General features: G+C 74.5%; 11 protein-coding genes. 4 read left to right on the plus strand and 7 right to left on the minus strand.

Annotated elements, in window-relative coordinates:
• Nucleotides 1-11: 11 nt before the first annotated feature.
• Nucleotides 12-788 (minus strand): TetR/AcrR family transcriptional regulator, encoded by a 777-nt coding sequence (locus tag ACZ6Z8_RS26960; protein WP_465612619.1) that lies wholly within the window; start codon nt 786-788, stop codon nt 12-14.
• A gap of 244 nt (nt 789-1,032) precedes the next feature.
• On the opposite strand from ACZ6Z8_RS26960, the gene ACZ6Z8_RS26965 reads away from it, so the two are divergent.
• Nucleotides 1,033-2,550, plus strand: coding sequence for an MFS transporter (locus ACZ6Z8_RS26965; protein ID WP_465612620.1), 1,518 nt, complete (start codon nt 1,033-1,035; stop codon nt 2,548-2,550).
• Between the two features lie 177 nt (nt 2,551-2,727).
• Nucleotides 2,728-3,426, plus strand: coding sequence for a helix-turn-helix domain-containing protein (locus ACZ6Z8_RS26970; RefSeq protein ID WP_465612621.1), 699 nt, complete (start codon nt 2,728-2,730; stop codon nt 3,424-3,426).
• Nucleotides 3,427-3,435: 9 nt separating this feature from the next.
• Here ACZ6Z8_RS26970 and ACZ6Z8_RS26975 read toward each other — a convergent pair whose 3' ends face one another.
• Complete coding sequence (locus tag ACZ6Z8_RS26975; RefSeq protein WP_465612622.1) at nt 3,436-3,837, minus strand: VOC family protein; 402 nt, start codon at nt 3,835-3,837, stop codon at nt 3,436-3,438.
• Between the two features lie 198 nt (nt 3,838-4,035).
• Here ACZ6Z8_RS26975 and ACZ6Z8_RS26980 point away from each other — a divergent pair, with 198 nt between their 5' ends.
• Nucleotides 4,036-5,001, plus strand: coding sequence for a molybdopterin-dependent oxidoreductase (locus ACZ6Z8_RS26980; protein WP_465612623.1), 966 nt, complete (start codon nt 4,036-4,038; stop codon nt 4,999-5,001).
• On the opposite strand, the gene ACZ6Z8_RS26985 is transcribed toward ACZ6Z8_RS26980, so the two are convergent.
• Nucleotides 4,976-6,061: an alpha/beta fold hydrolase gene (locus tag ACZ6Z8_RS26985; protein WP_465612624.1), complete on the minus strand. Its 1,086-nt coding sequence runs from the start codon at nt 6,059-6,061 to the stop codon at nt 4,976-4,978. The genes ACZ6Z8_RS26980 and ACZ6Z8_RS26985 overlap by 26 nt on opposite strands.
• Nucleotides 6,062-6,179: 118 nt before the next feature.
• Between ACZ6Z8_RS26985 and ACZ6Z8_RS26990 the strand changes: the two genes are divergently transcribed.
• Complete coding sequence (locus ACZ6Z8_RS26990; protein ID WP_465612625.1) at nt 6,180-6,911, plus strand: TetR/AcrR family transcriptional regulator; 732 nt, start codon at nt 6,180-6,182, stop codon at nt 6,909-6,911.
• Between the two features lie 81 nt (nt 6,912-6,992).
• On the opposite strand, the gene ACZ6Z8_RS26995 is transcribed toward ACZ6Z8_RS26990, so the two are convergent.
• From ACZ6Z8_RS26995 to ACZ6Z8_RS27010, 4 genes are all read right to left on the minus strand, one after another.
• Entirely contained in the window at nt 6,993-8,744 is a 1,752-nt protein-coding gene (locus ACZ6Z8_RS26995; RefSeq protein WP_465612626.1) for a helix-turn-helix transcriptional regulator, read from the minus strand.
• 215 nt (nt 8,745-8,959) lie between these two features.
• Nucleotides 8,960-10,240 carry an MFS transporter gene (locus ACZ6Z8_RS27000; protein WP_465612627.1) on the minus strand — a complete coding sequence of 427 codons (1,281 nt, stop codon included), beginning with the start codon at nt 10,238-10,240 and terminating at the stop codon, nt 8,960-8,962.
• A 110-nt stretch (nt 10,241-10,350) separates the two neighbouring features.
• Nucleotides 10,351-11,685: a preATP grasp domain-containing protein gene (locus tag ACZ6Z8_RS27005; protein ID WP_465612628.1), complete on the minus strand. Its 1,335-nt coding sequence runs from the start codon at nt 11,683-11,685 to the stop codon at nt 10,351-10,353.
• A 35-nt stretch (nt 11,686-11,720) separates the two neighbouring features.
• Nucleotides 11,721-13,781: an anthranilate synthase family protein gene (locus ACZ6Z8_RS27010; RefSeq protein WP_465612629.1), complete on the minus strand. Its 2,061-nt coding sequence runs from the start codon at nt 13,779-13,781 to the stop codon at nt 11,721-11,723.
• Nucleotides 13,782-13,911 lie beyond the last annotated feature (130 nt).

A 13,911-nucleotide genomic window follows, 5' to 3' on the forward strand; every position in this document is an offset into this window, starting at 1 on the left:
GCGGTCCGGGCTCAGCGCGCGGGCCGCCTCGCCTCGATCCCGTCCAGGATCATGTTGAGGCCGCGCAGGAAGCTGCTGTCCCGGCCGGCCTCGATCTCGTCCGGCACCTGGGTGGTGTACAGGCGGTGCAGTCGCGGGTGCGTCCTGGTGGCCTCGACGACGGCGGGCAGCAGCTGCTCCATGAACTCCTGCTCGCCCTGGCCGCTCCTGGTCAGCGCGCTCAGCCAGGCGGCCTCCACGCTGGCGGTGCCGATGGTGTAGCCCATAACGACGCCCATCACGTCGTTGGCCTCGCCGATCTCGAAGCCGGCCGTCTCCATCAGGGCCAGCAGGGCCTCGGAGATCCGCATCCAGTTGGGGCCGAGGTAGACCATCCCGACGTCGCCCATCACGGCGACCATCCAGGGGTGGCGCACGACGGCGGCGCGCATGGCCTGGGTGCACTCGACGATGGCCGCGCGCCAGACCTGCGGGTCATCGGCGCCCTCGGCCCGGGCCAGCGGGAGTTCGCCGAACACGTGGTCGACGACCAGGGCGAGCAGTTCCTCCTTGTTGGCGACGTGGGTGTAGAGCGAGGTCGCGCCGGCGTTGAGGCGGGCGCCGAGCTTGCGCATGCTCAGTGCGTCGATGCCCTCGGAGTCCAGCAGCGCGAAGGCCTCGGCGACGATCTGCTCGCGGCTGAGGGCGGGCTGGGTCCGCCGTTTCTGCGGACGGTTCCACGGCGACGGGATGCCCGGCTGGGTACCGGTGCGTCGCTCCGGCGCGGTGTCCTCCGACTTGGCCGTCATCAGGCCCTCCATTCCACGTGCCCCCTGGTCGGGGGCGGTGCGTCCAGCATAGGCCCCGGCTCCGCACAGCGTACGGCCTTGCGAACGGTGTTCGGTCTCCGTACAGTGTTCGGCGTGGCGCACACCGTTCGGTCAGGGACGGGCGAACGGTGTGCGCCACGAGGGACTTCCGCGCGGCTCGTCGCCGACGCGAGGACGTGCGCGGGGCCGTGGCCGACGCGCCGAAACACAAGGGGGGATCGCGGTGGACCGTCACCCGCGTCGCTGGCTCATCCTGGTCGTGCTCTGCCTCAGCAGCCTGGTGCTGGTGATCGACAACATGGTGCTCACGGTGTCCATCCCGCCGATCGCGGAGGACCTCAAGGCCGGGGCGCAGGACATCCAGTGGATCATCGACTCGTACATCCTGGTCTTCGCCGGTCTGCTGCTGACCTCGGGGAGCCTCTCCGACCGGTTCGGCCGACGAAAAGTGATGATCCTCGGGCTGGCGCTGTTCGGTGCCGCCTCACTGGTCGCGGCGGTCGCCGGGAGCCCCGGTGAGCTGATCGCCGGCCGGGTGCTGATGGGCGTGGGCGGCGCCCTGGTCATGCCGAGCACCCTCTCCATCCTGATCACCGTCTTCGACGACGAGGAGCGGCCCAAGGCGATCGCCGCCTGGAGCGCGGTGGCCATGATCGGCCTGGTCGGCGGCCCGGTGCTGGGCGGCGCCCTGATCGCGCACTTCTGGTGGGGCGCGGTGTTCCTGCTCAACGTGCCGGTCGCGGTGGTGGCCATCGTCGCGGCGGTCGTGCTGATGCCCGAGTCCAAGGGCCCGTGGCGCAAGCCCGACCTGCCCGGCATGCTGCTCTCGATGGTCGGGATGACCGCCCTGGTCTGGTCGATCATCGTCCTCCCGAGGGACGGCTTCACCCACGTCGGCACCCTCGGCTCGATGGCCGTCGCGGTCGCCGCGCTCACCGGCTTCGGCATCCGGCAGGTCCGTACCGACTCGCCGATGGTCCCGCTCCAGCTGTTCCGCAACCGGGTCTTCACCGGCGCGAGCTTCTCCCTCGTCCTGCTCACCTTCGCCACCGGCGGCCTGATGCTGGTGCTCACCCAGTACCTGCAGTTCGTCCTGGAGTTCACGCCCACCGACACCGGCCTGGCCTTCATCCCGCTGGCCGTCGCCTCGCTCGCCTTCAACGTGATCGGCGCCGCGCTCGGCAAGAAGCTCCCGGCCCGGGTGCTGACCGCCGTCGGCATGGTGATCATCGCGGCCGGCTTCGGCCTGCTGGCCACCCTCTCGGTCGGCGACGGCTTCGCCAAGGTGGCCCTGGCCATGCTGGTGCTCGGCATCGGCTCCGGCCTGGGCATGCCGGCCGCCGCCAACGCCCTGATGGGGGCGATCCCCGGCGAGCACGCCGGCGTCGGCTCCGCGCTCAACGACACCATCCAGCAGTCCGGCGCCGCGCTCGGCGTGGCCGTCCTCGGCACCGTGCTCTCCAGCACCTACACCGGCTCGATGCCCGCCGACGCCCCCGCTCCGGCCCGGCACGCCGTCACCGACGCCCTCGCCCTCTCGGCCGGCAGCGGGGACACCGCCCTGGCCGGGGCCGCCCGGGCGGCCTTCAACACCGCCACCTCCACCACCTTCACGGTCGGCGGGATCGCCGTCCTGGTGGCGGCGGTGCTCACCCTGGTGCTGATGCGGGGCACGGCGGCCGCGGAGGCCCCGGTCGAGCCCGCCGAGGCCGCCGAGCCCCCCGTCGAGGCGGTGGTCTGAGCCCCTTCGAAGCGGCCGGTACCCCGCCGGCCGTAACCCCCCACCGGCCCCGGCTGCCCAGTGCAGCCGGGGCCGGCGGGCTTCCCGGGGCGCGGGCCTTCCCGGGGCCCGCAGGCTTCGCGGGGGGCGCGGGTTCTCAGGGCGCACGGCCCGTCCGGCCCGCGTAGCCTTCGGAACATGTCCACCCACTACGCGGAGCGCCCGTCCCGTTTGCCCGGAGCGGTGCTGTGGACGAAGACCGGCGCGGGGACCGACGGCGCAGCGGACGGGCTGGTGCTGCCGGACGGGTGCATGGACCTGCTGTGGACGGAGGGCCGGCTGCTGGTCGCCGGGCCGGACACCCGGGCGTTCCGGCCCGGACCGGGGCTGCGCGGGCCGTGGGCGGGCGTCCGCTTCCGCCCCGGGGCGGCGCCCGCGCTGCTCGGCGTACCGGCGCACGAACTGCGGGACCGCCGGGTCGAGTTGGCGGACCTGTGGCCCGGCCGCGAGGTGCGGCGGCTGACCGGGCGGATCGACGCGGCACCCGACCCGGCCGCCGCGCTGGAGGAACTGGCACTGCGCCTGGCGGCCGCGGCGCCGCCCGAGGACCCGCTGGTACGGGCGGTGGCCGCCGCGCTCGCGGCCGGGCACGGCGTCGCGGCGACGGCCGGGGCCGTCGGGATCGGCGCCCGGCAGCTGCACCGCCGCTCGCTGGTCGCCTTCGGCTACGGCCCCAAGACCCTCGCCCGGATCCTGCGGCTGCAGCGCGCCCTGGGGCTGGCCCGTTCCGGCGTCCCGCTCGCCGAGACGGCGGCCCGGACGGGCTACGCGGACCAGGCTCACCTCGCCCGCGACGTACGGGAGTTGACCGGGACGCGGGTGACGGCGCTGCTGTGACGCGGGGCGCTACAGCGGTGCGAGCAGGTCGACCCCGTTGCCGTCCGGATCGCGCAGCGAGGCGTACCGCTGACCCCAGAAGGCGTCCCACGGCTTCAGCTCCCCGTGGTACCCGGCGTCCGTCAGCTCCCGGTACACCGCGTCCACGTGCGCCGGGCTCTGGCAGCGGAAGGCCAGGGCCGCCCGGGCACCGCCGGTCGGCGGCTGCCAGCCGGGGTGGAACGAGCGGATGGTCGCCTCGGCGTCGAGGACCAGGAGCAGCCCGCCGGGCAGCTCGGTCTCGACGTGCGGCTCCTGCTCGGAGCCCTCGGGGAAGACGAGCCCCAGCCGCCGGTAGAAGGCGACCGAGGCGGCCATGTCGGCGACGGCGAGGCCGACGAAGGCGAACTGCGGTGCGGGTGTGCTGTCCATGCCCGCCACGGTAGGCGGGGAGCGGGCGGGCGGTCTTGAACGAATCGGACGTCCACGGGCAGTACCCAGCGGCCGCCGGGGAGTCGCTGAGCGCCCGCCGGGGAGTCCGGGGCCGGGCGGGGGCCGGGAGGCCCGTTGTCAGTCGTTCCTTGTACCGTCGATCACGGCAACAGTGGTCTTTGCACGGGGGTGTGACGCATGTTCAGGACGGATCCGGAGACGCCGGACGTCTTCCGCACGCCGGTCGACGAGGTCTTCGTCCGCAGTCACCTGGGCCGGTACCCGCGGCTCGGCCCCGCCGCCTGGACGCTCACCGTCGAGGGCCTGGTGGAGCGGCCGCTGCGGCTGGACTTCCGGGATCTCGAACGCCTGCCGCAGACCGCCTTCACCGCCGTCCACGAGTGCTTCGGCAATCCGCTGCACCCCACCGTGCCGACCCGCGCCGTCACCAACCTGGAGTGGGCCGGCGTCCCGCTCGCCGAGGTGCTGGCGCAGGCCGGTCCGCTCCCGGAGGCCCGGCACGTCTGGCTGGAGGGCGCCGACCGCGGCGACTTCGCGGGGGAGAGCGACGTCAGCTACCTCAAGGACCTGCCCCTGGAGGAGGCGCTCGCCGAGGTCGTCCTCGCCCACACCATGAACGGCGAACCGCTGCGCCCCGACCACGGCCACCCGGTGCGGGCGGTGGCGCCGCGGATGTTCGGCACCAACTCGGTCAAGTGGCTGACCCGGGTCGTGCTGGCCGCGGAACGGCCCGAGCACCTCTTCACCACCCGCCTGTACACCCGCGTCCTGCCGGGGGAGAGCGAGTCGCGGCCGGTCCGGGAGAAGGACGTCAGCAGCAAGCTGCTCAGCCCGGGGGACGGGCGGTCCGTCCCGGCCGGGAACTGCGAACTGGCGGGCTACGCCTGGAGTTCCACCGAGGTGACCGCCGTCGAGGTCGCCGTGGACGACGCCGACTGGCGGCCCGCCGAGCTGGACCGGCGCGGCCCCGGCCTCGGCTGGCAGCGGTTCCGGCTGCGGTACGACCTCACCCCGGGCCCGCACCGCATCCGCTGCCGGGCCACCGACTCCGCGGGGCGGGTCCAGCCGCTCACCGGGGACCGCAACGCCGTCCACGAGATACGGGTGACCGCGGAGGTCAGCGGGCGGCCGGCTGCGCGGTGACGGCCGGGCGGACGCGGGTGAGCATCAGGTCGAGGAACTGGTCGGGGTGGCGGAAGCTCGCGAAGTGGCTGGCGCCGCGGATCAGCGCGAACTCCTTGACCGGGGCGGTGACGTCGTCGAAGAACCGCCTGGCCGGCGCGGGCGGGGTCAGGACGTCGCTGTCGCCCTGGAAGACGAAGAACGGGATCCGGAAGTCCGTCCCCTCCGCCCGCTCGTCGACGGCGGCGGCCTCCAGCTGGAGCCGCTCGGAGAACTCCATGGCCTTGAGGTAGGACCGCAGGCCGCGCAGGGTGTGCAGGGGTGAGAACCAGAGCGAGCGCATCACCACGGTCTTCATGGTGTCGTAGGAGAGCGGGTCGCTGGTGAGGACCAGCTTGTTGAACTCGGCGAGGTCCTTGGTGGTCCACTTCGAGCGGTCGGGGCCCATCGCCACGGCGGTGGCCAGCTCCTTCTCCTTCTTCCGGCCGGCCGCGCGCAGCCGGGCGAGCAGGGCGTCGTAGGCGGTGCGTTCCCGGCCGCCGTCGATGATGTTCTGGTCGGTGCCGACGTAGCCGGAGTACAGCTCCGGGTGGTTGCGGGCCAGCCGCAGGCCGAGGACGGTGCCGAAGGAGTTGGCGACCAGCAGCAGCCGGTCGACGCCGAGCCGGGCCCGCAGGTGCTCGGTGACCTCCAGGGCGTCGCGGTACAGCTGCCGGTAGGTGAGCTCGCCCTGCCCCTCCGGGCCGCCCGCGGCGAAGGTGAAGCCTGCCCCGCGCATGTCCCAGCGGACGATCGTGAAGTGCTTCTCCCAGACCCGGGTGCGGGGGAGGAAGACCAGGTTGGAGGCGCCGGGGCCGCCGAGGATCTCCAGGACGACCGGGTTGCGGCGGTCCTCGCCGCGGATCGAGACCCACTGGTCGATGCCGCCGATCCGGACGAAGCCGGACTCCTCGATGCCCGTCGGGGCGGTGATCCGCAGCCTCCTGGCGAACGCGGCGCGCTTGAGCTGCCGGTGGCCCAGCAGACCGGCGACGGGAGCGGCGAGGGCGGCGGCGGAGACGGAGGCGATGGTGGCGAGCATGGTGTATCCCCCAAACTGTTTATCGCGTCAGCAGATGCGTTTAAGGTATATACAGTTCTGGGTGCTGTCAACGGGCGGCGCCCGGGATCCGTCGAGGACCGTCGAGAGGGAGGCCGGGATGGCCAAGGAGAAGGCACGCGACCTGCGCGCGGGCATCGCGCTGCTGTGGGGCGAGCAGGACCAGCCGACCCGGGGGCCCAAGCCCAGCCTCACCCCGCAGCGCATCGCGGCCGCCGCGGTGGAGATCGCCGACACCGAGGGGCTGGACGCCGTCTCGATGAACAAGGTCGCCGTCGGGTTCGGCGTCTCCGCGATGGCGCTCTACCGCTACGTGCCCGGCAAGACCGAACTCGTCGAACTGATGGTCGAGTCCGTGCTCGCCGAGGTCCCCGACCTGTCGACGGCCGGCGCCGACTGGCGGGAGCGCGTCGCCGCCTGGGCCCGCCGCTCGGCCGAGGTCCACCGCGCCCACCCCTGGCTGCTGGCCGTCACCGCCATGCGCCGCCAGGTCATGGGCCCCAACCAGCTCGGCTGGCTCGACGCCGCCCTCGCCGCCCTGGAGCCCAGCGGGCTCACCGCGGCCGAGCAGCACCGGGTCTTCGTCCTGGTCGCCGGCCTGGTGCGCACCGTCGCCCAGCAGGACGCCGACTTCGACGAGCAGCACAACCGGGAGTGGAACCTCCTCACCGGCGAGCTGCTGGAACGCCACGCCGACCGCTTCCCCACCCTCACCCGCGCCATCGCCGCCGGCGCCTTCGCCCCCGACCCGGTCGACCCGCTGGAGTTCGGCCTCGCCCGCATCCTGGACGGCGTCCAGCTCCTCCTCGACCGGCCCGCCGACCGCACCTGAGGCACCCGGGCCGCCGCCACAACGCCGACGGCCCGGACCGCTGCTCTACGGCCCGGGCCCTCCGGGCGTGGTGATGATCCGTCAGAAGATGCCGAGGTCGCCGATGCCCGGGCGGTCGGTGGCCCAGAGGTGGGCGTGGCGGGCGAGTTCGACGCGGGAGCTGAGGCCGACCTTCCGGAAGATGTTGCGCAGGTGGTAGTTGACGGTGTGGGGGGAGCGCTGGATGCGGGAGGCTACCTGCTGGTTGGTGAGGCCCTGGCTGACCAGGTGGGCGACGGTGCGTTCGACGTCGCTCAGGGTGTCGGCGTTCTCCTCGGCCGCGCGGGCCGCCGGGTCGGGCGCGGGTGTGACGGGCGGGACGGCCGTCACGGGCGGGACGGGTGCCGGGGCCGGCGCGGGGGTGGCCGGTGGGGCGGGCAGCCCGGGCCGGGCCGGGGCCTCGGCGAGGGCGTCGGCGGTGGCCTGGGCCGTACGTCGGCGGGACCGGGTGTCGAGCAGGGCCGCCAGGTCCTCGGCCGCGGCGGTCCGGGCCCAGTGGTGGCCGTGCTCGGTGGCCGCGCGGACCAGCCCGTCCGGGTCGCCGTGCAGCAGGCCGGCGGCGTGGACGGCGGAGGCCGCGAGGGTGGGGACGCCGGGGTTGTCCTCGGCGAGCCGCTCGGCCTCGTGGGCGGCGACCGCCGCCCAGTGCGGGTCCCCGGCCTCCAGGGCGGTGCGGACGAACCAGGCGGCGGCCTCCGGGTGGCGGGTGAACAGCGTGGCCCGCGGAGCCGGGTCGGCGTACCGCTGGTCCATCTGGGTCAGCGCGGCGTGCGCGCCGTGCCGGGCCGCCGTGACCTGCAGCTCGACCCAGTCGTAGACCGGTGAGGGCATCCGGCCGGCGCCGTCGGCGAGGGTCCGGCGGTAGCGGCGGACGAAGGCCTCGGCCCCGCCGTGGTCGCCGAACCGCAGGGCGAGCTGACCGAGCGTGGCCAGCAGCGGCGGCACGTACAGCAGGGTGCCCCGGCACATCGCGGCGGCCAGCGCCTGCTGGGCCTCGTCGCGGGCCTCGGCGAGCCGGCCCCGGTGGCTGAGCAGCCGGGCCCGGTGGAGGGCGACGATCGAGTCCATCCCGCCGCCGCCCAGCCCGATCAGGTCGGCGACGGCGGCCCGGCCGGTGGACTCGGCCTCGCCGTACGCCCCGACGTCGAGGAGCCGGTCGGCCAGCACCAGGTGCAGGTAGGCGCGCCAGACCGGTGACGGCATGGCCCGGGCGCCGTCCACGGCGGCCCGGGCCAGCCGGAGGCCCTCGGTGAGGCGCCCGTCGGACAGCACCCGGTCGGAGAGGACGGCCATGGCGGCCAGTACCTCCGCGTCCGGGGCGATCCGGTCGTCGTACCCGCGCAGCACGGACTCGGCGTGCCGGCGGCCCCGGTCGGGGTCCTGGAAGTGCCGGCCGAAGGCGCGGCCGGCCAGTACGGCGCTGCGCACGGTGGGCGGCAGCTCCGGCGTGCCGGGGGCGCCGCGGCCGAGGATCTCCTCCGCGGTGGCGAGGGCGAGCCGGACCTCGCCGGCGGCGAGCCGCAGTTCGACGAGCAGGCAGCGCAGCCGGGCGTTGAGTTCCGCGGGCAGCCCGAGGGTCAGGGCCGTGCCGAGGAGTTCCACGGCGCGGTCGACGGAGCCGACCGAGGCCAGCGCCCGCAGCAGCCCCAGCGGGTCGGTCACGAGGGCGCGCAGCAGTGCGGCGATCTGGTCGGCGCTGCCCTGGGTGGCGAGCAGGCGGGCGGAACTCAGGAGGGTCGAGTCCGCGCGCTTCTCGGTGATGCCGACGAGCGGGTCGGCCGCTCCGGTGGGCACGGCCGACGGTAAGGACAAGGACAATGGGTTCACACCGCTCTCCCCGTGTCCGCGGCGCGCGCGTGGTGGCCGCGGATCGATCGTCTCGCGCTGGTTCACCATGTCATCCGCGGCGTTGTGGAGCCGCGGACACGCAACGGATTCTACGGTCCTTGATCCGCCTTTGGTGTGAACACGACGTTAAAGGACACGGGGGGAGCGAACGGGCGTGCGTCTCAAGGAGCGTCCGTGGGCGCCTCCAACGGGGCACCGTGCGACCGGTATTCGGCCGAGGCGCTGACGAGGGTGAGCAGCAGGGTCAGCGCCGCGCCGCACAGCACGGCCGTACCCGGCTCCGCGTTGGCGAGGATGACGGCGGCGAGCGAGGCGGTGAGGCTGTAACCGACGCCCTGCACGGCGTACATGAGGGAGTACCCGGCCGCGAGCATCCCGGCGGGTACCCGCTCCCGCAGCGACAGGTTGCGGGTGACCATCACCCCGGACTTGAACGCGCCGGCCAGGACCAGCCCGACGGCGATGCCCACCAGCCCGGGCAGCACCGCGATCAGGGCGACGAACGCCGCCATCGCGACCAGCAGCACCAGGCTCTGCGCGCGCGGTCCGCCGGGCCAGCGGCGGGCGCCGTACAGCAGGCCGCCGACCACGCTGGCGACCGAGAACACCGTCAGCAGCGGACCGGACCAACTGACCGGCAGCCCACGGGACTCCAGCAGTGCGGGCAGCACCAGCTCGGCGGTGGCGAGCAGCGCCATCGCGGCGGCGCTGGTCAGGTAGACCGGCCAGCCGGCCGCCAACGCCCGCCCCCGGGACGGCGGTTCGCCCGCGCCCTGGCCGGCCTGCTCCCCGTCGGTGCCGACGGCGGGCAGCAGCCGGACCCCGGCCGCGGCCAGCGCGGCGCAGCAGGCGGCGAGGCCGAGCGGGGCGCCTGGCGCCGCGCCGAGCGCCAGGAACGCCACCGCGGCCGGGGCGACGGCCCAGATGCCCTGGGTGAGCGTGGTCTCCACGCTCAGCGCCCGGGCCACCCCGTGCTCCGGTACGGCGGCGACCAGCAGTGCGCGCAGTCCGCCGGCGTGCGCGGCGGGTGCGGCCCCGGCGAGGAAGGCCAGCACCACGGCGAGCGCGGGCGGCGCCGAATGGCAGAAGGCGAGCCCGGCGAAGGCGCCCGCGCCGCCCAGCAGACCGAGGGCGAGCTCGCGCCGCAGCCGGGTGCCGTGCAGCCGGGCACCGAGCAGCGGCGCGCCGACGACCTCGCCGACCACGTACGCCCCGCCGAGCACGGCGCCCAGGGTGTACCCGCCGGGGGTCTCGCGCACCAGGAACACCAGGGCGAGCGGCGCCATGGCGACCGGCAGCTTCGCCGCCAGGGTGACCAGCAGCCAGGGGCGTATCCCGGGGCGGCCCAGCAGTTCCCGGTACCCCATGGCCGGGGGCTCGACCCGGTCCTGCTGCTCCAGCGTGCTGCCCTCGGCGGCGCTGCGCCGCTCGCCCTCGCTCACCGGCGTTCTCCTTCACTCACTGCTGTTCTCCTTCCGGACCGGTTCCCGGTTCCGGGTTCCGGGTTCCGGGTTCCCGCCGGGCGTCCCCGGTTCCCGCCGGACGTCCCGAATCACTCGCCCGCGGTCCCGAACAGGGCGTCCACTTCCTCCTCCAGTACCCGCGCGGCGGCGTCGTCCTCCGCGATCAGGCAGCAGCCGCCGAATCCGCCGGTGCGGCCGTTGTCGTGGACGGTCACCACGACGCCGGTGCGCCGGGCCGGGTCGAAGGCCAGTGAGGTGGCGGTGAGCTTGTCCAGGGTCGTCCGGAAGTCGGGGAAGGCGACCCGGCGCTTCTCGATCAGGACGCGCTCACCGGTGTAGTCGCCGCCCACCAGCTCCTCGCCGATCCGGTGGATGTGCGCCGAGCCGACGACCCGGCCGTTGATCTCGTTGACGAGGACGGTGTCGTCCGGGGTGACGATCGCGTCGACGCTGAGGCTGCCCCGGTAGCCCATCCGGTGGAGCGTCTCGGACAGCCGCCGGGAGTCGTCGAGGAAGTCGGCGAAGGCGGGCAGCCGGACCGAGGGCGCGGGCACGATCAGCCCGTTGATCACCGGCTTCATCCGCATCTCGCCGTGGCCGACGAGCCGTACGCCCTCGTCGGTGACCAGCAGTTCGGAGTAGATGGCGGGTGACTCGGGGGTGTAGTGCTCCAGGACCACCCGGCCCCGGTGCGGGCCCGCGTAGTGCGCCCAGCGGCGGTCCAGGTGGGCGGTGAGCGCGGCGCGGTCGGTGATCAGCTCGGTGCCGGTCGCCCCGATCGGGCGGATCCCGGGCACCGGACTGACGATCTCGTTCCCGATGCCGCCGACGTGGAAGTCCTGCTTGACGATGACGGGCTGCCCGTTGCCGATCGCCTCCCAGAGGAACTCCTCGGCCTCCTGCCGGTCGTCGGTGACCGTGCCGAACGGCACCGGGATGCCGTGGCCGACGGCCAGCGCCCGGAAGGCGGCCTTGCTGTTGAGCAGGGCGGTGCCGCTCTGCGCGGCGAACGGGAAGCCCGGGGTGTGCCGGTCGAGCCCGAGGGCGCGGGCGAGCCGCACGCTGACCCGGTCGAAGTGGAACGGCAGGATGGTGCTGACTCCGTGGTCCCGTACGGCGGCCTTCAGCCGGGCGAGGAACTCCGGGTCCTCCAGCCGGTCCCGGGAGAGCACGTCCTCGCCCAGGCCGCCGACGGGCGGCACCACGACGGCCCAGGAGCCGCGGTCGATGCCCTTCAGCGCGGCGACGTAGGAGAGGAACTCCTCGTCCAGCTCGACCGGGAGGACCAGGACGTCGCCCGCGTCGGCGAGCCAGACCATCCGCTGGGCCTGGCCGGCCACGTAGCGCCGGTACTCGGGGGTCAGCGAGCCGAGGTCGCCGATCATCTCGTCGGTCCGCTGGTTGCTCACGATCAGTTTCGGCATGACGGGTCCTCTCCGGAGGGGGATGGGTGGGGCGCTCAGACGGTGTGTGCGACGACGGCCGGGGCGGTGGTGACGGCGGACGGTACGGCGGCGGGCGGGACGGCGGCGGCGGTCGGAACGTCGGCAGCGGCGGCCGGGAGGCCGAGCAGCCCGGTCACGGACTCGCGCAGGACGTCGAAGCCGTCGGTGCTCAGCACGGACTCGGGGTGGAACTGCAGCGAGTGGAAGTGCGGTCCGCGCAGGCCGTGCACCTCGCCGGTCCCGGGGTCCCGGCTGACCGCGACGCTCCCCGCCAGGGTGGGGGGCGTGAAGCCGTCGCCGTCCGCGACGGCCGCGAAGCTGTTGTAGAAGCCGACCCGGCGCTGCCGGCCGAACAGGTCGACGACCTGCTGCCGCCCCTGGTTCGGCTGCGGCTTGCGGACCAGGGGCAGCCCGAGCTCGCCCGCCAGCACCTGGTGACCGAGGCAGATCGACAGAAACGGCCGCTCCCCGCCGAGCAGTTGGCGGGTCAGCGCGCGAAGGGTGGCGATCTTGGCGTCGCCGACCTCCCGCGGGTCGCCCGGCCCCGGGCCGACCACCACTAGGTCGGCCCCGTGCAGCTCGACGCGGCCGTCCGGACCCCGCACCAGGTCGTCCCAGCGGCGGATCTCCGGCTCCAGCCCGAGCGCGGCGAGTTGGTGACCGATCATCGCGGTGAAGGTGTCCTCCGCGTCGACCAGCAGCACCCGGCCCCGGACGACCCCGTCGGCGACGCCGTCCGGCCGGCTCAGCCAGAACGGCGCGAGCTGGGCGTTGCGCCCGGCCAGCGCGGCCCGGATCCGGGCGTCCCCGGCCCAGGCCGAGGTGTCGACGGCGGCCGGGGCCGGCCCGGCGGCGTCCGGCGTCCCGCGGACGGCGGCGAGCATCCCGGCCGCCTTGGCGTACGTCTCCGCGACCTCGGCCCGCGGGTCGGAGTGGCGGACCAGCGTCGCGCCGACGCCCATCCGCAGCCGGCCGTCGCGGTCGATCCGGGCGGTGCGGATCAGGATCGCCGAGTCCAGCCAGCGCCCGCCCGCCGCGTCCCGGCCGACCAGGGCCAGCACGCCGCTGTAGTAGCCGCGCCCGCCCGGCTCGTAACGGCTGATCAGCTCGCAGGCGGACTCCAGCGGGCTGCCCGTCACGGTGGGCGCGAACAGGGTCTCGCGCAGGATGTCCGGTATCGGCCGGGTGCTGTACCCCTCGATCAGGTACTCGGTGTGGGCCAGCCGCGCCATCGGCTTGAGGTACGGGCCGACGACCCGCCCGCCGCCCTCGCAGATCCGGCCCATCATCTTGAGTTCCTCGTCGACCACCATCAGCAGCTCGTCGGTCTCCTTGCGGTCCGCGAGGAAGTCGAGCAGCCCGGGCACCGACGGCCCGCCGGCCGGGTAGCGGTACGTCCCGCTGATCGGGTTCATCACCACCTCCCCGTCGATCGCGCTGACGTGCCGCTCCGGCGAGGCGCCGACGAAGTAGCGGTCGCCCGCGCGGACCAGGAACGTCCAGTACGTGCCGCGCTCCTGGGCCAGCAGCCGGCGGAAGACGGACAGCGCCGCCCGCGCCCCGAAGCCGTCGATCTCGGCGGTGAACGGTCGCTCCAGGACGAAGTTGGCGCCGCGCCCGTGGCCGATCTCCTCGGTCAGCACGGTCCGGACGAGCTCCGCGTACGCCTCGTCGTCGAGGGCGAACTCGGCGTTGCGGACGGCGAGTTCGTCGTCCGGCAGCAGGCGCAGCGCATCGGCGAGGCCGACCGACTCCTGGTCGGTGACCCGCAGCGCGAGCAGCGGGGCGCCGTCGTCGGGGGCGGCGAAGCCGCGCTCCGCGACCTGCCGGAACGGCACGACGACCAGCAGCTCGTGCCGGGGGCCGGCGGGCCGTACGGGGCCGTCCTCCAGCGGGAGTTCGGCCAGTGAGGCGAGCTCGGCCACCTCGCCGACCACCACCTCCACCCGGTCGGCGGCTCCGCTCTCCGGCCGGTGCAGCAGGGCGTACGCGGCGGGCTCGCGGCCCGGTGCGAGCAGCGTGCCGAGCAGGCCTCCCGGGGCCTCGTCGTACAGCGGCCGGGTGTGCCCGGTCATGGCGCCTCCTGGAACGGCTGGAGCGAGCGGAAGGGGGGATGGCAACGACACTTCCGCACGGCCGGGAGGCCCACAACTACTCGAATTCGCAGGTCAATCGAGGAATGCGGCGATCGGGTGGGGCGGACCC

Source organism: Kitasatospora sp. NPDC101108, assembly GCF_055584725.1.